This window comes from Wandonia haliotis (assembly GCF_039523435.1).
GTDB classification, from domain to species: Bacteria; Bacteroidota; Bacteroidia; order Flavobacteriales_D; family Crocinitomicaceae; genus Wandonia; species Wandonia haliotis.
In genome coordinates, this window is the sequence record NZ_BAAAFH010000011.1 from 343,271 (window position 1) to 366,763 (window position 23,493).

The 23,493-nt window shown below is 38.5% G+C and carries 27 protein-coding genes; 19 read left to right on the forward strand and 8 right to left on the reverse strand.

Translation table 11 applies throughout. From position 1 onward, the window contains the following. Positions 1–22 precede the first annotated feature (22 nt). Positions 23–754, forward strand: coding sequence for a DUF4197 domain-containing protein (locus ABDZ97_RS09685; protein ID WP_343787019.1), 732 nt, complete (start codon positions 23–25; stop codon positions 752–754). Positions 755–855: 101 nt separating this feature from the next. Next, the gene (locus tag ABDZ97_RS09690; protein WP_343787021.1) at positions 856–1,998 is read left to right on the forward strand and encodes a cysteine desulfurase family protein; all 1,143 of its coding nucleotides are present in this window, start codon (positions 856–858) and stop codon (positions 1,996–1,998) included. A gap of 3 nt (positions 1,999–2,001) precedes the next feature. Here the strand turns inward: ABDZ97_RS09690 and ABDZ97_RS09695 are convergent, their stop codons facing one another. Continuing rightward, positions 2,002–2,460: a type I restriction enzyme HsdR N-terminal domain-containing protein gene (locus ABDZ97_RS09695; protein ID WP_343787023.1), complete on the reverse strand. Its 459-nt coding sequence runs from the start codon at positions 2,458–2,460 to the stop codon at positions 2,002–2,004. 165 nt (positions 2,461–2,625) lie between these two features. Between ABDZ97_RS09695 and ABDZ97_RS09700 the strand changes: the two genes are divergently transcribed. After that, a complete protein-coding gene (locus ABDZ97_RS09700) occupies positions 2,626–4,329 on the forward strand; it encodes an adenylate/guanylate cyclase domain-containing protein (protein WP_343787025.1) in 1,704 nt (567 codons plus the stop codon). Here ABDZ97_RS09700 and ABDZ97_RS09705 read toward each other — a convergent pair. Genes ABDZ97_RS09705 through recF form a run of 4 tightly spaced genes read right to left on the reverse strand, consistent with a single transcriptional unit; the run spans position 4,318 to position 7,456 of the window. After that, on the reverse strand, positions 4,318–5,184 hold the full coding sequence (locus ABDZ97_RS09705) for a DMT family transporter (protein WP_343787027.1): 867 nt from the start codon (positions 5,182–5,184) through the stop codon (positions 4,318–4,320). The genes ABDZ97_RS09700 and ABDZ97_RS09705 overlap by 12 nt on opposite strands. A gap of 15 nt (positions 5,185–5,199) precedes the next feature. Beyond that, entirely contained in the window at positions 5,200–6,051 is an 852-nt protein-coding gene (locus tag ABDZ97_RS09710; RefSeq protein WP_343787029.1) for an alpha/beta hydrolase family protein, read from the reverse strand. A gap of 6 nt (positions 6,052–6,057) precedes the next feature. Further along, entirely contained in the window at positions 6,058–6,357 is a 300-nt protein-coding gene (locus ABDZ97_RS09715; protein WP_343787031.1) for a DciA family protein, read from the reverse strand. Beyond that, on the reverse strand, positions 6,335–7,456 hold the full coding sequence (recF, locus tag ABDZ97_RS09720) for a DNA replication/repair protein RecF (protein WP_343787033.1): 1,122 nt from the start codon (positions 7,454–7,456) through the stop codon (positions 6,335–6,337). The genes ABDZ97_RS09715 and recF overlap by 23 nt, the downstream gene beginning before the upstream one ends. Before the next feature lie 155 nt (positions 7,457–7,611). Here recF and ABDZ97_RS09725 point away from each other — a divergent pair, with 155 nt between their 5' ends. The 5 genes from ABDZ97_RS09725 (at position 7,612) to ABDZ97_RS09745 (ending at position 12,169) form a co-directional block, all read left to right on the forward strand. Further along, positions 7,612–8,253, forward strand: a complete 642-nt coding sequence (locus ABDZ97_RS09725; RefSeq protein WP_343787035.1) for a tetratricopeptide repeat protein — start codon at positions 7,612–7,614, stop codon at positions 8,251–8,253. After that, a complete protein-coding gene (gene ribH / locus ABDZ97_RS09730; RefSeq protein WP_343787037.1) occupies positions 8,253–8,741 on the forward strand; it encodes a 6,7-dimethyl-8-ribityllumazine synthase in 489 nt (162 codons plus the stop codon). The genes ABDZ97_RS09725 and ribH overlap by 1 nt, the downstream gene beginning before the upstream one ends. A 10-nt stretch (positions 8,742–8,751) precedes the next feature. After that, positions 8,752–10,137: a phosphoglucosamine mutase gene (glmM, locus tag ABDZ97_RS09735; protein ID WP_343787039.1), complete on the forward strand. Its 1,386-nt coding sequence runs from the start codon at positions 8,752–8,754 to the stop codon at positions 10,135–10,137. After that, positions 10,134–10,823: a tRNA (guanosine(37)-N1)-methyltransferase TrmD gene (gene trmD / locus ABDZ97_RS09740; RefSeq protein ID WP_343787041.1), complete on the forward strand. Its 690-nt coding sequence runs from the start codon at positions 10,134–10,136 to the stop codon at positions 10,821–10,823. The genes glmM and trmD overlap by 4 nt, the downstream gene beginning before the upstream one ends. A 125-nt stretch (positions 10,824–10,948) precedes the next feature. Further along, positions 10,949–12,169: a PKD domain-containing protein gene (locus tag ABDZ97_RS09745; RefSeq protein ID WP_343787043.1), complete on the forward strand. Its 1,221-nt coding sequence runs from the start codon at positions 10,949–10,951 to the stop codon at positions 12,167–12,169. 9 nt (positions 12,170–12,178) lie between these two features. Here the strand turns inward: ABDZ97_RS09745 and ABDZ97_RS09750 are convergent, their stop codons facing one another. Together ABDZ97_RS09750 and ABDZ97_RS09755 are read right to left on the reverse strand one after the other, a co-directional pair. Continuing rightward, the gene (locus ABDZ97_RS09750) at positions 12,179–12,709 is read right to left on the reverse strand and encodes a Smr/MutS family protein (protein ID WP_343787045.1); all 531 of its coding nucleotides are present in this window, start codon (positions 12,707–12,709) and stop codon (positions 12,179–12,181) included. Beyond that, positions 12,687–13,664, reverse strand: a complete 978-nt coding sequence (locus ABDZ97_RS09755; RefSeq protein WP_343787047.1) for a site-2 protease family protein — start codon at positions 13,662–13,664, stop codon at positions 12,687–12,689. Before ABDZ97_RS09755 ends, ABDZ97_RS09750 begins: the two co-directional genes overlap by 23 nt. A 92-nt stretch (positions 13,665–13,756) precedes the next feature. Between ABDZ97_RS09755 and ABDZ97_RS09760 the strand changes: the two genes are divergently transcribed. After that, positions 13,757–14,323, forward strand: coding sequence for an ACP phosphodiesterase (locus ABDZ97_RS09760; RefSeq protein ID WP_343787049.1), 567 nt, complete (start codon positions 13,757–13,759; stop codon positions 14,321–14,323). On the opposite strand, the gene ABDZ97_RS09765 is transcribed toward ABDZ97_RS09760, so the two are convergent. After that, positions 14,324–15,076, reverse strand: coding sequence for a biotin--[acetyl-CoA-carboxylase] ligase (locus ABDZ97_RS09765; RefSeq protein WP_343787051.1), 753 nt, complete (start codon positions 15,074–15,076; stop codon positions 14,324–14,326). Between the two features lie 73 nt (positions 15,077–15,149). Here ABDZ97_RS09765 and rsfS point away from each other — a divergent pair, with 73 nt between their 5' ends. The 10 genes from rsfS (at position 15,150) to aroF (ending at position 23,490) form a co-directional block, all read left to right on the forward strand. Then, positions 15,150–15,536, forward strand: coding sequence for a ribosome silencing factor (rsfS, locus tag ABDZ97_RS09770; RefSeq protein WP_343787053.1), 387 nt, complete (start codon positions 15,150–15,152; stop codon positions 15,534–15,536). Positions 15,537–15,555: 19 nt separating this feature from the next. Beyond that, positions 15,556–17,634 carry an ATP-dependent zinc metalloprotease FtsH gene (gene ftsH, locus ABDZ97_RS09775; protein WP_343787055.1) on the forward strand — a complete coding sequence of 693 codons (2,079 nt, stop codon included), beginning with the start codon at positions 15,556–15,558 and terminating at the stop codon, positions 17,632–17,634. A gap of 95 nt (positions 17,635–17,729) precedes the next feature. Further along, entirely contained in the window at positions 17,730–18,548 is an 819-nt protein-coding gene (locus ABDZ97_RS09780; RefSeq protein ID WP_343787057.1) for a phosphatidate cytidylyltransferase, read from the forward strand. Between the two features lie 32 nt (positions 18,549–18,580). Beyond that, positions 18,581–19,243, forward strand: a complete 663-nt coding sequence (locus ABDZ97_RS09785) for a phosphatidylserine decarboxylase family protein (RefSeq protein ID WP_343787059.1) — start codon at positions 18,581–18,583, stop codon at positions 19,241–19,243. Between the two features lie 46 nt (positions 19,244–19,289). Then, positions 19,290–19,538, forward strand: coding sequence for a hypothetical protein (locus ABDZ97_RS09790; protein ID WP_343787061.1), 249 nt, complete (start codon positions 19,290–19,292; stop codon positions 19,536–19,538). Positions 19,539–19,646: 108 nt separating this feature from the next. Further along, positions 19,647–20,291, forward strand: a complete 645-nt coding sequence (locus tag ABDZ97_RS09795) for a hypothetical protein (protein ID WP_343787063.1) — start codon at positions 19,647–19,649, stop codon at positions 20,289–20,291. Between the two features lie 3 nt (positions 20,292–20,294). Further along, positions 20,295–20,981: a (d)CMP kinase gene (gene cmk, locus ABDZ97_RS09800; RefSeq protein WP_343787064.1), complete on the forward strand. Its 687-nt coding sequence runs from the start codon at positions 20,295–20,297 to the stop codon at positions 20,979–20,981. A gap of 88 nt (positions 20,982–21,069) precedes the next feature. Further along, positions 21,070–21,477 (forward strand): hypothetical protein, encoded by a 408-nt coding sequence (locus ABDZ97_RS09805; RefSeq protein WP_343787066.1) that lies wholly within the window; start codon positions 21,070–21,072, stop codon positions 21,475–21,477. An 8-nt stretch (positions 21,478–21,485) separates the two neighbouring features. Continuing rightward, positions 21,486–22,490: a CBS domain-containing protein gene (locus ABDZ97_RS09810; protein ID WP_343787067.1), complete on the forward strand. Its 1,005-nt coding sequence runs from the start codon at positions 21,486–21,488 to the stop codon at positions 22,488–22,490. Between the two features lies 1 nt (position 22,491). Then, positions 22,492–23,490, forward strand: a complete 999-nt coding sequence (gene aroF / locus ABDZ97_RS09815) for a 3-deoxy-7-phosphoheptulonate synthase (protein WP_343787069.1) — start codon at positions 22,492–22,494, stop codon at positions 23,488–23,490. Positions 23,491–23,493: the final 3 nt, after the last annotated feature.

The following is a 23,493-nucleotide window of genomic DNA, read 5'->3' on the forward strand; positions in this document are numbered from 1 at the left end:
CTTTCATAGAAAATATAAAGTTATGAAATATACATTCGTTACAATACTGGCTCTTTCTGCCTTTACTTTCTCAGTAAATGGACAAACATTAAAAGGTGTATTAAAGCAAGCTGAAGAGAAAGCGAGTTCTGTTACAGGCTCATCTACGAACGCGCTTTCGGAAGAAGAAGTTGGAAAAGGATTAAAGGAGGCATTAACGCGTGGTGTAGAAAAAGGAGTTGAACAACTTTCGAAACCCGATGGGTATTTTAAAGATCTTTCGATTAAAATTTTTCTTCCAGAAGAAGCAAAAGTAGCTGAAGAAAAACTGCGTTCTATTGGTCAGGATAAATTGGTGGATGATGCAATCGAGTCAATGAACCGGGCTTCTGAGGATGCTGCAAATGGAGCAAAAGATATTTTTGTTTCCGCTATTCGATCTATGACGGTACAGGATGCAATGGGAATTCTGAAGGGATCAGATGATGCTGCTACGCGTTATCTTGATAAGACTACCCGTGCGTCTTTATCAGACAAATTTCAGCCGGTTATTAAGTCATCATTGGATAAAGTTGGAGCTACACGTCACTGGACAACTTTAGTTACTACCTATAATAAAATACCGTTTGTAAGTAAGATTAATCCAAATTTGGAAGAGTACGTTACTGAAAAAGCAATTGACGGGTTGTTTGTTCAGGTTGCTAAAGAAGAGAAGGAAATCCGTAAAAATCCGGCAGCCAGAGTTTCGGAGCTGCTTAAAAAGGTTTTTGGCTAGTTTAGCATTTCCATTTTTCCTTTTTTTTATTGTGAAACCTCCTGTGAATATTGATATTCACCCTCGAACTTTATTATATTTGTTGCCGAAAATAATTGGTTATGCGTGTTTATTTAGATAATGCAGCTACCACGCCGGTGGCTCCCGAGGTGGCAGATATTATGGCAGAGTGTATCAGAGAGGATTTTGGAAATCCTTCGTCTACACATACATTCGGGAGAAAAAGTAAAGGCTTAATCGAAACATCACGCAGGACAATTGCAAAGCATCTGAACTGTTTACCTAAAGAGATTATTTTTACTTCCGGTGGTACGGAAGCAGATAATATGGCGATTTTATGTGCAATTAACGATTTGAAAGTTGAACGTATTATCTCCTCTCCTATTGAACATCACGCGGTTTCTCATACTGTAGAACATCATTGTGCTCAACGCAATGTTGAATTGGTTATGGTTCGGTTAGATGAAAAAGGACATGTGGATGTATCACATCTGAGTGAATTATTAGCTGCAGGACCAAAAACCCTCGTTTCATTAATGCATGCCAACAATGAGATTGGAAATTTGATGGATCTTCGTCGAATTGGTGAAATGTGTCGCGAATCAGGAGCCTATTTTCATTCTGATACTGTTCAGACAATGGGACACTACGCTTTTGACCTGAAAGATTTGAATGTTGATTTTGTAACGTGTGCAGCCCATAAATTTCACGGTCCTAAGGGAGTAGGATTTTTGTATGTGAATGAACGGATACCTTTCCATGCCATTATTCATGGCGGTGCTCAGGAAAGAGGCTTACGGGGAGGAACCGAAAATCTATATGGAATAGTTGGGTTGGCCAAAGCCATGGATCTGGCATACGAAGATGTTGAAGGACATCAGCAACATGTTCAGGAATTAAAATCCTATTTTATCAGTGAGCTACAAAACAAACTACCTGATGTTGGTTTTCATGGAGATATAACACCGGAAAAAAGTCTTTATACCGTTTTGAATGTTTGTTTCCCTCCTCATGAAAAATCGGGCGTTCTTCTGTTTACATTAGATATGCGGGGAGTTGCCTGTAGTGGTGGAAGTGCTTGTTCTTCAGGTTCTAATAAAGGAAGTCATGTTCTGGAAGGAATTCACGCTGATATGAGCAGGCCGAATGCTCGTTTTTCGTTCAGTCGTTATACGACAAAGGAAGAAATTGATTTCGCACTGGAACAAATTTGTGCGATCTACGAAACGGAAAAAGTGAGCTGATCCTCACCCATTCAATTGAATGAATTCAGGGAAATCAGTTAAGTAGTTAATCCGGTTGTTTTCCCTGTCAATTTTAGCAATGATATGTGTTATACCGTTACTCACTAACAAATAATCTACTTGTAGTTTCGAATTGTATTGCGCTATTTGCTGAAATGTCTTTTCTTCAATAGGGATATGGGGAGCTTTACATTCGATAATCATTACGGGGGATCCGTTTTTCCCGTAAACGACTGCATCACACCTTCTCGATAGTTTATTAACAGTAATTCCCTGCTCCGAAGCGATCAAACCAGAAGGATACTTTTTTTCTGTGACCAGAAAGTGAAGTAAATGTTGCCGAACCCATTCTTCAGGAGTAAGCAACAGTTGTTTTTTTCTCCATGTATCAAAAACATAATACTTCTCCCCTTTTTTGGAGATCGATAATTCAGCTTTTGGTAAATTGAGTTCCGGGAACATGTGATTTTTATTGCGAAAATACAATGTTTTACCAAAAGAAACCCGGTTTTCTCATGAAATGGCAGTTCAACTGATCAGAACACAAAGTTTCCTGTTTTTCCTGACTTTATTAAGGATATTCACTAAGTTAGCAGTAAGAATACCAAAAGACTTTTTTGATACGAAATGAACTATAATCACCCGATTAATATCCTTATTGTCGATGAAAGTGAAAAGAACTTTAAAGCACTAAATGCAATCCTTAAGGATAGCACCAATAATTTCATTCATGCCCCTTCTCCCTACGGAGCACTGGCTATGTTAAGACGACTTCCTGTTGCTATTATTCTTTTGAATATGGATCATCCACGTATGGATGGTTTTGAATTTCTGGAAACCCTTTCGGAAAATGATTCTACAAAGGATATTTACACGATTATCTATTCGGATAATAATATGTCCTCTACCCGATTGGTACGGGGAATGCAGGAAGGTGCAGTGGACTGTTTTCATAAACCGTTCAATCCAAATGTTATAAAAGCTAAATTCTCTGTCTTTAAGACCTTATATTTCAAGGATAAACGGATTCAGGAATTGTTGACGAATATACTTCCTAAAAATGTATTGAAAGAAGTAAATGAATACGGTCAATTTTACCCGAAACGAATAGATAATGCTGCTGTTCTTTTCACTGATTTTGTTCAGTTTACGGTTCGGTCATCGAAGTTAAATCCTATGGAGTTGGTGAAAGAACTGGACAGGTATTTTACCTTTTTCGACAGTGTAATGGATCGTTTTCATCTGGAAAAAATAAAAACGATCGGAGATGCCTATATGGCTATTGCAGGGGTAAATGAAGATTTACCCGAACCGGAAATAAGAGCTGCACTTGCTGCAGTTGAAATACGCAATTATGTTATTCAGGATAATCTTGCGGCAGATTCAAACGGACTCCCTTTCTGGAAAATCCGCATTGGTATTCACGCAGGACCTTTGGTTTGTGGTATTATTGGGAACAAAAAGAAGAGTTTTGATGTATGGGGAGATACAGTTAACATTGCTTCTAGGGCTGAACAGAGTTGCGAGCCGAATCAGATAACAATTACCCGTCCGATAGCAGATAAAATTTCAACTTATTTTAAGCTGAACCGGCTTGGAGAAAAAGAGATTGTTAAACGAGGAGGAGTTTTTGAATTATATGAAATAGCACATCTCGTATATGAACATTCTTTATTTGGCAGAGGAAACGCTCCCAATCCTGATTTGAGAAGAATTTTGGGGCTTGAAACCATGGATTTTGACCTGGCCAGAAAATCCGTTCTCCAAAAGCTAAAAGATAGTTTGCCCGATGAGTTATACTATCATAGTTTGAAGCATACGATTAATGTGGAAAAATCGGCTGTATTGTATGCTGAACTTGAAGGAGTTAAAGGTATTGATCTTATTTTATTAAGAACAGCCGTTTTATTCCACGATTCGGGATATTTATTGCGTCCAACTGATAACGAAGATTTTGCTATTCAGATGGCAAGAGAGATTCTTCCGGAATTTGGTTACTCACCTTCCGAAATTATTCGCATAACAGAACTTATAGAAGCTACAAAGCATAGTGTAGAACCCCGAACGTTGATGGAACAAATTTTGTGTGATGCGGATCACGATTATCTGGGGAGAACGGATTATCATTCGATAGCTGCCAAACTGCGCCTGGAACTTGCTTATCAGGGAACTGTAATGACGGAAAGAGAATGGATTTTGTTTCAATTGAATTACTTGGAAAATGAACATGTGTACTATACAAACAGTGCAAGAAATCTTCGTGAAAGAGGTAAGACAGAACGAATTCAAGAGTTAAAGAATCAATTGAGCCGATTAGATCTAAATAATTGATTTTGATTTTCTTTCTATAAAAGTAACACCGATCCCGAGTAAGACAATCATTCCTCCGATGATCATGTTAGTTGTAATAGGTTCACTGAGGATATACCAGGCAAATAAAGCTGTAAAAACAACCGATAGAAGTAAACTGACGGATACCCGGTTTGCCCGCATATTTTTTAAGGCAAAACTGATACATAACCAACCAATAAACTGGCAAACTACTCCTTGCAACACCAAATACCACCAGGTATCAGTTGAAAACCCGGAAAGCTCTGTATCAAAGATTGTGGTGAGTAGAAATAGGAAAACGGATGCCGATAACATATTCCAGAACATAAAGTTGATCACATTCACTTCATTCAGGATTCGTTTACTGGCTATGATGTAAAAAGCGTAAATTAAACTTGAAATAATCGCCAGTATAAACCCGGCATCAAACTGGAGCTCAAAGAAATACTCCCATCCCATAAGAATAACCATACCAACCAGAGAGATGACAGTTCCGATCCAAAAATTCCGTTTGGGTTTATCTTTCAGGAAAAAATAAGCTCCTATACCAACCCATACCGGAGCCAGGTTGGTTAGTAAACTTGCCTGAGTAGCCGACGAAAGTTCAATTGATTTGTTCCAAACCGCGATATCCGAGGCAAACAAAATTCCACAGACTACTATTGTTCCGAATTTTCGTGCTCCCGGATAACGTAATTTTCGAGTTCCAAGACTCAGTACAAAAAACAAGATCGCTGCAAAAAATAACCGATAAAATGCAGAAGTGATCTCATTTACAGGTGCTAGTTTCACTAAAACAGGGAAAATAGAAACGCAACAAATGCCAATAATAAGGACTAACCGTGGATGCAACATAGCTACGAAGAGTTTTTATACTATTTGATCATTGAAAAACCGGATGGTAAGTTCACATACTGTCTTTAGGTCTTCCGGCAAAGTAAAGCTTTTCCAGAGGTGTGATGCTCCAAAAGTATGTGAAGCTCCCGGTATTTCGATTAAGGGAGTAGTTAACCATTCTGCCAGTTGTTCTCCTTCTCCTATCGAAACGGCTGTATCGTTTGATCCGTGAATAATGAGGCGAGGTACATGAATCTTTCTGCAAGCCTCCCTGATATCCAAACGCGTTTCGTTTTGTATAAAATCCTCATAGAGCGAGAAAAAAACAGGCATTTCCTGATGTGTTCTGGAATTTAGTTCAAATCTAACTCCATTACTCCTCCATGTTTCCAGTTTTTCTCCAGTAGGCATTCTTTGGGAGATAGAAGAAATAGCAGCCCAGGTAGCAAAGGATGCAATTCGTTTACTTTCAGAAGCTGCAATAATAACGTCACCACCTCCTCTACTATGCCCGATCAAATGAAGTGAGTGTTCCGGGAGCTTTATTTCCGAAAGGTGATCCATAAAATAGTGGATATCTTCAATTTCTTTCGAATACGTATTTCGACCGAAGGCTTCCAGATCAGGAAAGTCAATTGCCTGTTCCGTTGTGCCTCCGTTGTGGGTGAGGTTAATTTTTGCAAAACCAAATCCGGCATCTACAAAAGTGAATTCAACGAGATTCCAGGCTCCCCAATCTTTAAATCCTTTGTAACCATGCACAAATACAACCAGTTTTCCATTGAAATTCTCAGGAATAAGCAAGTCGTACAGAGATGCTCTGTCATCACTTCCGGTATAGATACCGTTTTCTATACGGACAATCGGATTTTTGAAGTAACTCATGATGATCTAACTGAACCAGACATCAACAATATAAGGCCTACCTGCCTTTTGATTGACGCGATTAATAATAATTTGTTTTCCGGCCAAAAGCTCTTCGCGCATTACCGAAGAGTTGAGTTTAATATGCAAAATATGGTTTTTGATATACAAATCGTCAGTTCGCATAGCGACAGCTTTTCCCATCATCTCTTCCCATCCGGAAAGAATATCCATCTCTGACATCTTATCGTCAAGACGATAGGCTTTGATGAGACGATCAATCGCCTCGCCAAGAGTGGTTTCATTACCGCGCTTCTTGTAACTCAATTTGCTCTATTTTACCGGATTCAACTTTAAACATTCTGAACGGTTCCTGTATACTATCGAAGATTCGTTTAACGCGTTCTTCATCTGTATCAGTGACTAATACCTGCCCGAAACTATGATTCGAAACCATTTGCATCAGTTTTTCAACACGATTATTATCTAATTTATCGAATATATCATCCAAAAGCAATAACGGATTCTGATTCAGATGTTTTTTTAACCATTCATATTGAGCAAGACGCAAGGCGATCAAATACGATTTTTGTTGCCCTTGCGAACCGAATTTCTTGATCGGATACGCATTCAATTCGAATATAAGATCATCCTTATGAATACCAACACTGGTGTAGCCGAGATGTTTATCCCGATCCATATTTACAACTAAAAGCGACCGGAAATCTCCTTCAATGAGCTGTGATTTATAGATTAAATTGACACTTTCTCCAGAAGCTCCAAGTTCATCATAAAACAGCTGAAAAATAGGAATAAATTCTTTCAGGAACTCCTGACGCTTAGTAGATATAGAATGACCTGTTTCAAGTAATTGTTCATCCCATACTTCAAACGATTCGCGATCAAAAAAGCCGTTCTTCAGCTGATTTTTAAGTAACGCGTTTCGTTGGTCCAGAATCCGGTTATAACGCATGAGGTTTTCCAGATACCTACGATCAAACTGACTGATAATTCCATCCATCCATTTTCTTCTCACCTCACTACCTTCTGAAATCAGGTTGCGATCGTAAGGAGAAATCATAACAGCAGGAAAACTACCTATATGCTCGGCCAACTTATCATATTCAGCTTTATTCTTCTTGAAAATCTTTTTCTGCCCTTTTTTTACCCCGCAATATAGATCCACTTCCTGCCCGTCTTTATTCCAGACAGACTGTAACATAAAAAATGATTGTTCAAACCGAATGTTTTGACTGTCAATCGGATTCAGGTAGGATCGGCACATACTCAAATAATGAATAGCGTCGAGTATATTAGTCTTACCACTTCCGTTAGGTCCGATAAAACAATTAACCCCCTCAAAAAAAGAGATTTCAGCTTCCTGATAGTTCTTAAACTGGACGATATGAAGTTTTCTGATTTCCATTTTTCTTACCTGAAACAAATGTAATTGAATTGTTCCGTAAACTGAAATTTTGCCTGTCAAGAAGCAATTAAAAGTTATTCAACGTAAAACTGTTGATAAGTCTTAGTGATCGGATTGAAAAAAAAATTATTTTTGCAACGCTAAATAACGTGAAAATGACAGATAATTTAGAAAACTCGAACGAATTCCTGGAAAAGGTGAAGTCTAATAAGACTTTTAAAATGTCCGCAATTGCAGTAGGTACACTTATTGTTATTGTTCTGGGAATTGTGGCATACAGAACAATGATATATGCTCCGGCAGTTGAACAATCCAAGTCAGCTTACTGGCAGGATCTTGTTTACCTGGAAAGTGATTCATTAGACCTTGCTCTACAAGGTTTTGAAGCTGTAGCTGCGAAATATGATGGTAAAGTTGGTGGTGAAGTATCCAATTATCTTGCGGGACGCATCCTTATGGATAAGGGAGAGTTTGAATCTGCATTAAGTTACCTTGAGAAAACAGATTTGGAAGATGTTTATGCTTCTTCAATGGCTGTTGGTCTTCAGGGAGATTGTCATGTTGAGTTAGGAAACTTTGATAAAGCAGTTCAATTGTACACACAAGCTGCTGATAAAAATGCAAATGAAATGACTTCTCCGATGTATCTTAAGAAGGCTGCACTGGTTTATGAATTGGAGCTGAAGGACTTTAAGAAAGCTGAGGAATTGTATAAAAAGATTGAGTCAGAGTATTTTGATTATTACAAGACCAATAATATTGAAAAATATATTGCTCGTGCTTCAAACAAACAATAATGGCGACAGAATATAAAAATTTATCCGAATACGATAAGGATTTTGTTCCCAACGGTGCCGATTTTAAAGTCGGCATTGTTGTTTCTGAATGGAACGATACAATTACCTTCAATCTGTTAAAGGGAGCGCGTGATACCCTGATTGAAAATGGTGTTAAAGAAGATCATATTATCGTAAAATATGTCCCTGGTGCTTTTGAGCTACCAATGGGATGTCAGATGATGCTTGAAAATACATTTGTGGATGGTATAATCGCGATAGGTTCTGTTATCCAGGGAGAAACAAAACATTTTGATTTTGTATGTTCCGGAGCAACTGATGGACTGATGAACGTCGGGTTGAAGTATAACAAACCGGTGGTTTATTGTTTGTTGACAGATAATACGATGCAACAAGCAATTGACCGTTCAGGAGGAAAGCATGGAAATAAAGGAGTTGAGTGTGCAGTTGCATGTATGAAAATGATCCATTTGGGTCGTACTTTCTAAAAAAGAAACTATGACATTAATTAAATCGATATCTGGAATTCGGGGAACAATCGGAGGAAAAACGGGAGATAACCTGACTCCTCTTGATGCTGTTAAATTTGCAGCTGCATACGGTACATGGTTAAAACGATCCTTAAACGGAAAACCTTGTAAGGTTGTTATTGGTCGGGATGCCAGACTGTCCGGAAAAATGATCTCTGATTTAGTCTCCTCTACTTTGATAGGATTAGGAATAGATGTTGTAGATCTGGGACTTTCAACAACTCCGACAGTTGAAATAGCTGTTCCACTGGAGAATGCACAGGGAGGAATTATTCTAACCGCATCCCATAATCCGAAACAATGGAATGCTTTAAAATTACTGAACGCGAAAGGTGAATTTATTTCAGGACAGGATGGTCAGGACATTCTTCAGATTGCGGAAAGTGAGGATTTTTCATTTTCAGAAGTTGATAATCTGGGCACTGTCTCTTACGATGATTCTTACATTGATAAACACATTGAGGAAATACTAAAGCTTGACCTTGTTGATGTTCAAGCTATCCAAAATGCAGGTTTCAAAGTTGCTATTGACGCGGTTAATTCAACAGGAGGTATATTCATTCCTGCCCTATTAAAAGCGTTGGGAGTAGCCGAAGTTATTGAGTTGTATTGTGAACCAAACGGACATTTTCCACATAACCCTGAGCCTTTACCTGAAAACCTGACAGAGATTTCAGAAAAAGTAAAAGCAACCAAAGCGGATGTTGGGTTTGTCGTTGACCCGGACGTTGATCGTCTGGCGATTATAAATGAAGATGGTTCAATGTTTGGCGAAGAATATACACTCGTAGCTGTTTCGGATTATGTGTTACAAAACACACCCGGAAATACAGTGTCAAACCTCTCTTCTACCCGTGCCCTGCGCGATATAACCGAAAACAGAAAAGGAAGTTATTTTGCTTCTGCTGTCGGAGAGGTAAATGTTGTGGAAATGATGAAGCAACAAAATGCAGTTATCGGAGGTGAAGGTAACGGAGGTATTATTTACCCTGCATCACATTACGGAAGAGATGCTTTGGTAGGAATCGCCTTATTCCTCTCTTCTCTGGCTAAAAGTGGGAAATCCTGCTCGGAATTGAGAGCTGAGTTTCCAAATTATGTTATCTCGAAAAATAAAATTCAATTAACTCCGGATACGGATGTCGATGCTTTACTAGAAGAACTAAAAGAAGCATACAGTGCTTACGAAATTGATACGCGTGACGGAGTAAAAATATACATCGGTAACGAGTGGGTTCACCTTCGTAAATCCAATACAGAACCGATTATTCGTGTATATTCTGAAAGTGAAACACTTGAAAAAGCAAATCAACTTGCTCAACAGATCATTGATTTTGCCCATAAATTGTCATGAGAATAGATATCATAACGATTTTACCCAAACTGTTGGAGGGACCTTTTAGTGATTCGATCATGAAACGGGCACAGGAAAAAGGATTGGCTGAAATCCATATCCAAAACCTCCGCGACTATTCTACTTCTAAACACAAGAATGTAGATGATTATCAGTATGGTGGTGGTGCCGGGATGGTAATGTCTTGTGAGCCCATCGCTAACTGTATTGATGATCTTAAACAGCAGAGAAAATACGATGAAATCATTTTTATGACTCCGGATGGTGAGGTGCTGGAGCAATCCATTTCTAATGAATTTTCATTGAAAGAAAATCTTTTGATTCTTTGTGGACATTATAAAGGAATTGATGAGCGCATCCGTGAACACTATATTACACGAGAAATTTCTATTGGTTCCTATGTCCTCTCCGGAGGAGAATTAGCTGCTGCAGTTTTGACAGATAGTATTGTTCGGTTGTTACCGGGGGTACTAAATGATGAGACATCAGCACTTTCAGATAGTTTTCAGGATAATCTCTTATCCCCTCCTGTTTATACGCGACCTGCTGATTTCAGAGGATGGAAAGTTCCGGATGTTCTACTGTCTGGTGATTTTAATAAGATAGATACCTGGCGACATGAACAGGCTTTAAAAAGAACGAAAGAGCGTAGACCTGATCTTCTGAGTGATACAGAAGGTGAATAAAGAATCAAACAGTTCTAACTTTTACCTTATTAGGATTTCAATAATTCAGGTTTCCGGAATAAAAATAATTTGTGGTAACCGGCAACGTAGTCACAGATCTCTCGTTTGTTTCCGAAAACAGAAGAATGAAGCATATTTTTACAGGACTCATACTGACTATTGCAGCTGCATCAGTAATCGGACAAACAACCAAGAAGGTACTATTTATAGGAAATAGTTACATCAGCACAAATAATTTACCGGGGATCATTTCCAGTATGGCAGTAGCCGATGGAAATTCGTTAAGCTTTGATTCGAATACACCCGGTGGATCAACTTTGTCACAACACGCTGTCAGTACAACAACATTAAATAAAATTGATGCCAATGCTTGGGATTTTGTCGTACTTCAGGAACAAAGTCAACGACCTTCTTTTCCTGATGGTCAGGTGCAGGTTGATGTATATCCCTATGCAGAAATTCTTGTAGATAGTATCTATTCCAATAATAGTTGTTCGGTTCCACTATTCTATGCTACCTGGGGACGACAGAATGGAGATCAGCAATGGGAAGGGATTAATACGTTTGAAAAAATGAATACCCGCCTTTTCAATGCCTACACCTATATGACAGATCAGGCAAATGGTATGTTATCTCCGGTTGGAATTGGATTTGCTCATGTAAAACAGGATGAAAATGCAGTGGTAAATTTTAATGACTTATATGTTGCTGATGGAAGTCACCCCAGTATGAAAGGATCGTACCTGGCAGCCTGTGTTTTTAATAATTTAATTTTCAATACTTTTTCTTCCGGAAATGGCTTTTCTCCGACGGGGTTAACCTCGAACGAAGTAAGTTACCTTCAACAAGTGGCTGATCACGTTGTCTATACGAACGACTCAGTAAGGGTTGACTTCAGACCCTTATCAGAAAATACATTTACAGTCAATACAACAGGAGCGGAGATTACCTGTTCTCCGTCTATTGTAAATGGCGCTTTTGAAAGTTGGGATTTTGGTGACGGACAACAATCAACGCAACAAAACGCAACACATATATACTCTACAACAGGAACCTATGAGATCAGTATGACGACTTCTACGGTTTGTTATTCGGACACAGTTAAAGAACAAGTAGTAATTACGACATTGGGTACAACAGAATATGACCAGAGTATTTTTACTGTTTATCCAAATCCCTCTAAGGATGGAAGTATAAGTGTAGAACTTCCTGTCGATGAAAATTATTCTGTTTACTCAGTCGGCGGAAAGGAAGTGTACAAAGGGAGAGCGGGAAAACTAGAATTACCTGAAGGTGTTTACTTTATGTATTTTAGAAATGAAATCCGGAAAGTAATTGTATTGTAATAAAAAGAGTTAATCAAGTTCTTTGAAACACAAAATAACTTCGGTTCCTCCGAAACCATTTCGTGTATAAGACATATCGTGAAATTCAGTTCCGGAAAACTGGCGTAGAAAACTGTGTATTTCTCCCCTTAGAATTCCTTCTCCAACACCGTGGATTACCTGTAGTCGTTTAATACGCTTATTTTTACAGTGATTAAATGCACGTTTAAAATGCTCCATTTGAAGTTGTAACATTTCATAGTTTGTCATTAGACTATGCCCGGGAAGTAATTCCTCGATATGCAAATCAATTCTGTAAACCTGATTTTTTTGTTGCTTTTGGGATATTTTGGCTTTAGCAGGTTCTTTTTTTTCCATCAGTTTTCGCTCATCAACCGCAATTTGAGTTACGCGAAGCGGAGCCAGTGCATCGGCGGGATAAGGTCGCTCAAACCCCATATCATCAATAAGAGAAACGTGAGTAGCAGAAAGAACTTCTTTTACTACACCACCACCCTGCTCTGTCAGAAAAACTACTTTATCTCCCGGTTTGAAACGCATCAAAAAACCAGTTTAATTCATTTGCGCCAACCCAGAATACAGCGAGAGTTAGCAGTATACCCAGCAACCAAAGTGATGCAAACACAAATTTACCAACCGAAGAAAGGTCATTTTTGGAAGGAACTTCCAGAACATCGCAAATATCAGAAGCGATTAACTGATCGAGTTCTTCATCATCAACTGCTCCTGTATTCATTATCTTTTTTACAGTTGGCGAATGTTCAACAAAAATACCTTTGATGTAGAAATAATCTCTATCGGATAAATCCTGATAATTGATCCGGTAATTAATATCCTGTTCCTTCAGTTTACTTCTCATTTGGTACAATCGCTGATTTCCTCTTACACGGAATCCCAATAAAAAGCCAAAACCGATAAGGATCCAGTTGTCAAAATACAGCCCTATAAAAATCATTCCTAATGATGAAACGAGAGAAAATAACAGTTTTACCAAATCCTGACGCGAGATAAAAAGAACCTGCATCAATTGTCCACCATCAAGCGGGTCAATTGGCATAAGATTGAGGGTGTTAATCAACAGGAATAAAATTCCGGAATACAATACCCAAAAGGACTCGTGTTGCATTCCCCAGTAAAATAAAGCTGCTCCTGCCAGAATTCCGGGTAATGGACCTGAAAGCAGTACAATAGCCCTTTCTTTTTGAGAATACAAATCCTTTTTTCCATGAACATAAGCTCCCAAAAGAGGAAGAAAGATCATTTTCAGATTTCTGTAGCGAAAGAGTTTCATCGCTAGAAAATGACCGGATTCATGTAATGTCAGTACAATAAGTATAACAGCAATAAACCTCAGGTCATCCGATATAAAAGTAAAGAATGCCCAGACGAAGAGTAAAAGAGAAAATACGGTTGCTCCCAACGAATTGGTAGCCGCTCTCTCCTCCAAAACAGGTTTCGGGGGGTAATATTTCTCAAACTCTTCGGTTTCTTCCATATATGATTTCAATAGGTTTAATTCCTAATAAATGTAAAGATAAGAAATCAAATACAACCATACCAGAACTTTGTTTTGTATCTTAGTGTTTTATGAATTACCTGGGGCATTTGTATTTTTCAGGAGACAGTCACCAACTGATGACAGGAAATTTACTGGGAGATTTCTTTAAAGGGAATAAATTTGATCACATTCCCGATTTTCTTCACAGGGGAATCCGGCTTCATCGGAAAATTGACAGTTTTATGGATAACCATCCGGCTGTAGTAGACTTAAACAGAAAGCTCTATAAAGACTTACCTAAAGTAAGCCCTATTGTCACCGACATTGTATTTGATCATTTATTGGCAATGCGTTGGGATAACTACCATACTAAAAAGAGAACGGATTTTCTCAATGCTTTTTTCACCTATGCGTTATCACGAAAGCATGAGCTTCCGGCCAATTGTTCTTTACTGATCCAACGATTAGCGGATCATAAGATGATTCATAAATACGACGATCCGATTATCCTTGAAAGAATTCCTGAATACATTCAAAGTAGGTTGAGTTTTCCTTCGAAAATTCATCGGACACGTGAAGTGTTTGAGGAACAGGAAGATCTCTTTTCGGAAGCTTTTGACAGGTATATGGAAGATGCTAAAAAAGAATTTTTGTAATTAGAAAATAAATTTCAACTCTTTCAAATCAAATAATTTATAGTCAGTTTCGTTAACTAAAGCTTTAATTCTTCCATCCGGTAAAATAGCTGTGATTTGAATCTTTATTTCTTCCTGTTTCTGTATCCAAATAGCGGTAACAGCTTCATCGAATCCTTTCAGAAAACCGGAATATGTTCTTTCAATCCATTCAAATGGATACTGATGATATTGTTCAATCGTTCGACCGATTTCCTGATATAGCTGCATCGTGAATAATCGAACGTTTTCCTTTTTGCCGGTTTCTATTATAATGGAAGTCGCTGATAATCCTTCTTCAAATACTTCCTGATTGACGTTTAATCCGATCCCTGTTACAGAGCTACTGATGTAATCCCCTTTTAATTGGTTTTCGATCAGAATTCCGGCAATTTTTTTCGTTTGAACATAAATATCATTCGGCCACTTGATCTCCGCTTCAATGTTAAAATTTCTTAAAAACCGGCACACGCCAATGGCAACCAACATAGAGATTTTAAACTGTTCACGTACTTTGATATCTTTCCATGTAAGGAAAACAGAAGAAGTACTGTTTAAACCTGCCAAACTCTGCCATTTTGTCCCTCTTTGTCCACGGGCTTCCGTCTGCTTTTCCGCCAAAACGACCGTACCGGGAATTAAATCCCCTGTAAGAACCTTTTTGGCAATGTAATTGTTAGTAGAATCAACAGATTCGAGTTCGATAAGTTTGACCGGAATTTGCGAATAATTCATGCTTCGAGAATTGAAGTAAATTCAGCGGTAAAATTAAAATTTAATTAGCTTTGCAAGTCATTGAAAGAATAGAATGGTAAAATTACATCAGGAAATAGATTCGAAAATTCTCTGCGACGCGATCGTAGAAGGAATGCAGGAGAATAACGCCAAGGACATCACCGTCCTTGATTTGAGAAAAACACAGGGTTCGGTTACCGATTTCTTTATTATTTGTTCAGGGGATTCTTCCACACAAGTAGAGGGGATTGCCGATTCTGTTGTCCGCTTCACACGTAAAAACCTGAAAGAGAAACCCTGGCATATCGAAGGAAAAGCAAATGCCGAATGGGTACTTCTTGATTATGTAAACGTTGTTGCGCACGTATTCTATAAAGATGTCCGGTCGTTCTATGACCTTGAAGATTTGTGGGCAGATGCCAAACGGACTGACATTGAGAACTTAGATAAATTCCAGTAACTTATTAGCAAGACACATTATGTCGAAAGAAAAGTCAAATAAAACAAACAAGCCTTCATTCAATTTTTATTGGATTTATGCAATAATCGCAATTGGTATTATTGCACTTCAGGTTTTTACTTCAGGGGGAAACACCCGTGAAATCTCTACAAATGATTTCTTCGAACTGGCAAAAGATGGCTATGTCGAAAAAATCATCATTATTAACAATCAGGAAGTTGAGGTCTTTATCGCCGATGATCGATTGGAAGACCTGAAAGACCGCGATAAAAAGTACAAAAATTTATCCAAGTCTAAAGGGAGTTTCGGAGAGTCTCCTCAACTGACTTTTACTCCTCCTGAGCCTAAATTCTTTATGGATCAGTTGAAAGAGGTGAACTCAGAGTTGTCTGAGGCCGGTCAGGGACAAATTGACTACAAAATTGACAATCGGGTAAACTGGTTACAGGTTCTGTTAACCTACTCCTTACCGATCCTGTTGATTTTTGGTCTTTGGTTCTTCATGATGCGTCGTATGAGCGGCGGTGCCGGAGGTGGCGGACAGATTTTTAATATCGGGAAGTCAAAAGCGCAGCTCTTCGAAAAAGGAAAAGGTACTAATGTTACATTTAAAGATGTAGCAGGTCTTGAAGGAGCAAAAGAAGAAGTTCAGGAAATTGTAGATTTCTTGAAAAATCCGAAAAAGTATACAGAGTTAGGAGCTAAAATCCCTAAGGGTGCACTTTTAGTAGGCCCTCCGGGAACAGGTAAGACTTTATTGGCGAAAGCCGTTGCAGGAGAAGCACAGGTTCCTTTCTTCTCCCTTTCCGGATCTGATTTCGTAGAAATGTTTGTCGGTGTCGGAGCATCTCGTGTTCGTGACCTTTTCAAACAGGCTAAAGAAAAAGCTCCTGCAATTATCTTTATTGATGAGATTGATGCGATTGGTCGTGCTCGTGGTAAAAATGCCAATATGGGGTCAAACGATGAACGGGAAAATACATTGAACCAGCTTCTTACTGAGATGGATGGTTTCGGTACGAACTCAGGAGTTATTATTCTGGCAGCGACTAACCGTGCGGACATTCTGGATCGTGCTTTAATGCGTGCCGGACGTTTTGATCGTCAGATTTATGTGGACATGCCGGATCTGAATGAACGTAAAGAAATTTTCCAGGTTCACTTGAAGCCTATTAAGCTTCAGGATAAGGTTGATATTGATTTTCTTGCAAAGCAAACACCTGGTTTTTCAGGAGCTGATATCGCTAACTTGTGTAATGAAGCGGCTTTAATTGCAGCAAGAAAGAAAAAATCTGCAGTAGAACTTCAGGACTTTTTAGATGCGGTTGACCGGATTATTGGAGGTCTTGAGAAGAAAAACAGAATTATTTCCAAAGAAGAGAAAAGAGCTATTGCCTTTCACGAAGCAGGGCATGCTACTGTTTCCTGGTTGTTGCGTTATGCACATCCATTAGTAAAAGTAACAATTGTCCCTCGTGGGCAATCATTGGGAGCTGCCTGGTATCTTCCGGAAGAAAGAAGTATTACCAGAACAAATCAAATCCTTGATGAAATGTGTGCTGCTCTGGGAGGTCGTGCTGCTGAAGAAGTTATTTTCGGTGAAATCTCAACAGGTGCTTTGAGCGATCTTGAAAAAGTAACAAAGCAGGCATACGCCATGGTTTCTATTTATGGATTAAATGATAAAGTAGGAAACATTTCGTACTATGACTCACAGGGAAGAAGCGAATATTCGTTCTCAAAACCCTATTCAGAGGATACTGCGAAAACAATTGACGAGGAAGCTAGCAAAATTATTGAAGAACAATACAAGCGTGCTAAACAATTGTTGACTGAAAACCGGGATAAGTTAACTGCTCTTGCTGAAAAGTTACTTCAGAAAGAAGTTATCTTTAAAGAGGATCTTGTGGAAATTTTCGGAGAGCGTCCATGGGATAGTCTGGAGCCGGAAGAACAATTAAAAGAAGCTGCCAAAGAGATTATTGAACAGGCAGATGAAAAAAGTGATTCTGAAGAAACAGAAAACAACTCCCCTGCTCCTTCTGAGAGTGAAAATGGTTCGGAAACGGAAGAAACAGAAGGCCAACCCAAAGAATAAAAGGAACGAAACATAAAAAAACAAAAAAGTTCATCAGTATTGATGGACTTTTTTGTTTACTGATAAAAAGTATATTTGCTGAAAGTTTAAAATTCATGAAAGATATTTTGGTCAGAAGTCTTACCGGGGTCGTATTTATAGCTCTGATCATTGTAGGGCTAACCTGGAACGTGTGGAGCGCTATTGCTGTAATGGGATTGTTTGTCGGTTTGGGATTAGCAGAGTTTTACCGAATCTTTCAAAAAGAAAATGAGGGACCGGAACGATTTACAGGAATTACAGGCGGTGTTTTACTTTTTTCAGGACTTTGTCTGACCTGGTTGAGTTGGGCTGATCAACGGATCATCTGGATTCCTGCTGTGCTTGGAGCGCTTCCCTTTGTAGTTATGATAACTGAACTGTTCCGAAGTAAAAATAATCCGATACAGAATGTTTCTCTGAGTCTTTTCAGTTGGTTCTACATTGTGCTTCCCTTGTTTGTTCTGATTTTATTACGAGGGAAAGCTAATTTTCCTTTTGAAGCTATTTTTCCTATCGGAATGCTTCTTATCGTTTGGACCAACGATACGTTTGCTTTTTTGTCCGGGAAGTTTTTCGGTAAGACACCATTATTCCCGAGACTTTCACCAAAAAAAACATGGGAAGGAACTGTCGGGGGTCTTCTTTTTAGCTTGTTAGCAGGTTATCTTATTTCATACTTCTCAGGTTTAGATCTTACATTTTGGTTGATAGCAGCATTGATTGTTGCACCGGCAGCTATTATAGGGGATTTATTTGAGTCAATGATGAAACGTAGTCTCAATATTAAAGATTCCGGTAATATACTCCCTGGCCATGGAGGAATTCTGGATCGTTTTGATGCAACATTCTTTGCGGCACCGCTTTTTTTGATTTTGCATTTCATTTATTTCTAAATTTGGCATCAATACGCAAAAAACAGTAATCTATGAAACTTCATAAAGAAGGCTTTACTATTATAATTTGGACCTGTGTCATCCTGACCGTACTTCAATTGGGGAACTTTTACCTGTATGACAGTATTCGTCAGGGATGGTTGTTTTGGTTGTTATCAGTAGGTTTTATCGTTGTAGCGATATTAGTTATTCAGTTTTTCAGAGTTCCGATTCGAAAACCGATCTTTGAAGACCACGATGTGTTGTGCCCTGCTGACGGAAAAGTTGTTGTTATAGAGGAGGTAGAAGAAACAGAATACTTTCATGATAAACGTATTCAGATTTCAATATTTATGTCTCCTTTGAATGTACATGCTAACTTCCACCCTGTTTCAGGAACGGTTAAGTATGTTAAGTATCATCCCGGAAAATACTTGGTAGCATGGCACCCGAAAAGTTCAACTGAAAATGAGAGAAGTACAATTGTAACTGAACATGTCTCAGGAAAAGAAGTCTTATTTCGTCAGATTGCCGGAGCCGTAGCACGTCGAATTGTTTATTATCCGGAAGAAGGAGATCAGGTAACTTCGGGTTCTGAATTTGGATTTATCAAATTTGGATCAAGAATTGATGTATTTCTTCCAACGGATGCAGAAGTGAAAGTAAAAATTGGTGATAAAGTGAAGGGGATCAAAACACTACTGGCAACAATTTAGAGGCATCTAATTAAAAAAAATTGTATATTTACAAAAAAAGAATACCATGAAAAAAGCATTTGTAGTACTTTCTTTGGCAATGTTTGTAGGTTCTATGGGAGCTACAGTTTATGCCATGAACTCAAATAATATCGAAGTTGTAAAGCAAGGAGACGACGATAAAAAGAAGAAAAAGAAAAAAGGAGAATCTTGCTGCGCGGATAAAGAAAAAACAGAAGCAAAAGCATCTTGTTCAGCGAAAAAAACGGAAGGAAAAAGCTGTTGTGCATCAAAAGCTGCAGCAGAAAAAAAATAAGATAGCTTAGACTATATACTTACAGGAGTCCGGAAGAAATTTACTTTCGGACTTTTTTGTTTTCATTATATGCCTTTATTTCTCCGAAAATCTCTTTATTTTGCAATCATGATCACAGTACAATCCAAATACATGGGACTTCTGTTTTTTGTCCTGTTTAGTTTTTCATCCTGTTCTCAGGAGTATAGTTTCGAAGGGAAACTTACCTATATAACTGATGACCCTGTCCAACAACAAATTACATCAGACAGTGCTGAGTATATAAACTACTATGTAAAACAAGAGAAAGTGCGCGTTGAAACGAAAACGCAAATGGGAAAGCAAATCTATATTAAAGACTTTAAAAAAAATACAGCCGTTCTCCTACTCGATTTCAATGGAAAAAAAATGGCACTTCTGCAGGATTTGAAAAAAGACACTCTTCAGAAGAACTATTCGGTAAAGAAAAATTGTAAATCCACTAAAGTGGGCGAATTTAAAGCCAAATGCCTTTCCATTTCCGGAGAACATCTGAAAGAACCGGTACAGGTTTATTACAGTAAATCCTATCCGGGATACATGATTGATGTGTACGATAAACAAATTCCGGGACTTCCTTTACAGTACGATTTAATTGTTCAGGGTGATCAGGTTAATTATGAATTAGTCCGGTTGGACGAACGGGAAATAGCTGCAGAAATGTTTTCAATTCCCGAGGAATACGAGCAATTGACGATGGAAGAATTTCTTGAACGTTTATCTCCTAATAACTAGATTATGCAACCCATTACGATAGCAATTGACGGTTATTCTTCCTGTGGAAAGAGTACATTAGCTCGTGCGTTGGCGAAAAAATTGAATTATGTATTTATAGATTCCGGAGCGATGTATCGTGGTGTTACACTTTTTGCTATTGAAAACGAGTGTATTATAAACGGAATAGTCGATAAAGAGAAATTAACGCAAAAACTGGAACAGATTCAACTTCGTTTTGCTTCGGTAGAAGAAGATGAAAGGAAACATCTTTTTCTGAATGGAAAAGATGTTGAAAAGCAAATCCGATCGATGGAGGTAGCCGGATATGTCTCAGAAATAGCCACCATTCGCGAAGTACGCGAAAAGCTTGTTTTATCGCAGCGGGAAATGGGTAAAAACGGTGGAGTTGTAATGGATGGAAGAGATATTGGTTCTGTCGTTTTCCCGGATGCAGAATTGAAACTATTTGTAACGGCTTCTCCAGAAGTGCGTGCAGAACGACGATTTAAGGAATTGACAGAACAAGGTCGGAACGTTACACGCGAGGAGGTTTTGGTAAATTTGATGGAAAGAGATCGTATCGACACATCCAGAAAGGAGAGTCCGTTGATTCAGGTGAAAGATGCTATTGTTTTAGATAATACGAATATGACTCCGGAACAGCAGCTTGAATTTGCTTTACAGAAGGTTCATGAATTAGCGATATGACCCTTTTCCCGAAGCTTATTTCACTGCTTTTTTTGAACAGATTGCCCCTAATATTTTGTATATTTACAACAAAAATTGTACGTAATACGTGAATAGACTTATCCAAACGTTAAAAACTTTGTTCTTCGTAGTATCGATCTTTATTTTCACTTCTTGTGTAGACGATTACGGGAAGCATGTACAGGCGGATAATGTAACGATCTATTACAAAGAACCTGTAACAAAAAAGCAGGCTTCTACCCTTCTCAATTTTTGGTTGGAAAATCAATTTAATGGTGCCAAACCGCAATACATGCAACTCAGAAAAAAGGATCGAACCATTATTCTTAATCTGATTCCGTCAGATACGAATCTTATGAGGGATATTCCTTTTGATGTGCAACTGGTTATGAGAGACCTCCAAAGCCGAATTGACTCAGGAGTCTTTCCTGATTCTCGTTTCGAAATCAGAATCAGTGACAACCAGTTCAATCGTTCGGTTTCACCTTTCGAATAAAACAAACAATGAAAATATCTGCCTCCATATATTCTGATAAAAAACGATCTCTTGATGAAATAATCGACGATTTACAAAACCATCAGGTAGATCTTATTCATGTGGATTGTAATGATGATCTTTCTGTTTTTGAAGATATTCAACGAATCAGACAACGGACGAATACGCCGATAGATCTGCACATTATTACCGAGGAGCCGGAAAAGTATTTTGATGCTTTACGGGATAATCCGGTTGAATTTGTTACGTTTCAATACGAGAATCTGGTATCAAAACTGGTCATTCCTCAGGATATTAGCGGACATAAGGGGATTGCAATAATTACCCCTACTCCTGTAGATGTATTTAACGAGTACTCTCATTTTGACTTTATTCTCATTATGGCTACTGTTCCCGGTCAGTCCGGAGGTCGTTTTGATGAAGTGAATTTTAGAAAAATCCGGGATTTCATGCGAATGTTCCCTACTAAACGGGTGCATGTTGATGGAGGTGTAAATGCCGAAGTTTCTTTTATTCTTCGTAATCTGGGAGTTTACAGTTCGGTTTCAGGATCTTATTTGTTTAATGCCACATCAATTGGTGAAGCGTTAATGAATCTGACACAAAGAGATATTCATTCCCAGTATAAAGTGCGCGATTTTATGCGTACCCGGGATGAATCCCCTATTGTTAAACTGGAACAGTTGACGATGCAACGTATTCTTGAGACGATAGAACATGGAGAGCTGGGGTTCTGCATGGTTGAAAACGCTGATGAAGAGTTGATCGGAATTATTTCAAACGCCGACGTACGCAAAGGATTATTGAAACATATTGATGATTTCAATCAATTGGAACCTGTAGAAATTATTAACCGGCATCCCGTTACAGCTCAAGATGAAATGAGCGTGAAGGATATGCTGTCATTTATACGAAGACAATCATTTCCGCTGAGTTATCTTCCAATTATAGATAGCGAACATAAGGCTCGCGGAATTGTTACTTTTGTTAATCTGATTAAAGGAGAATTATAATATGATTATTGAGTTAAAAGCATCAGTAAGTGTTGACCAGGCCAAAGAGTTGGCTCAGTCGAATAAAGCTTTCCACATTGTCGATCAGGAGAAAAATATTCTGATTACTTCATCTGGACTTCGGGAAGTTCCGGATGCACTGGAAAGTGTGACTGAAAAGTTCTGGACGTTTAAAGATGACATACAGCTGGCCTCACGTGAGTATAGAGAACAAACGAGAGAAGTAACCATTGGTTCTGTAACAATCGGTGGTGACACGAATAATACACTTCTTATCGGTGGACCCTGTTCTGTTGAAAGTGAAGAACAAATTCGACAATCTGCTGAATTAATAAAATCACTTGGATTGACAGCTTTAAGAGGAGGATGTTACAAGCCGAGAACATCGCCCTATAGTTTTCAGGGCTTAGGGCTTGAAGGATTGCAGCTGTTGGCAAAAATGAGAGAGGAATACGGGCTTACCGTAGTAACTGAGGCTCGTGATGCTACTCACATTGACGAAATCATAGAATATTCTGACGTAATTCAAATTGGTGCCAAAGCCATGTATGATCAGGGTATTCTTAGAGCATCTTCCAAATCTAATAAACCGGTTCTATTAAAAAGAGGTTTTGGTTCTACGTTACAGGAAACAGTACAGGCGGCAGAATTTATCTTGTCGGGCGGAAATAGTAATGTAGTTATTTGTGAGAGAGGACTTCGTACTTTTGAGACAAAAACACGATTTACACTTGATCTTTGTGGAGTTTCATACCTGAAAGAGTACACGAACTTACCTGTTATCCTTGACCCTTCTCACGCGATGGGGTTTGCCTACGGTGTTCCTGATCTTGCCCGCGCGTGTGTGGCAATGGGAATTGACGGTTTGTTAATTGAAACACATCCGAATCCGAAAGTTGCTAAATCAGATGCTTCTCAGCAGTTGACGCATGAAGAATTTACGGCTTTGTATGAATCACTTCAACCTGTTGCACAGGCTGTAGGTAGAAAAATGATCTAGAAA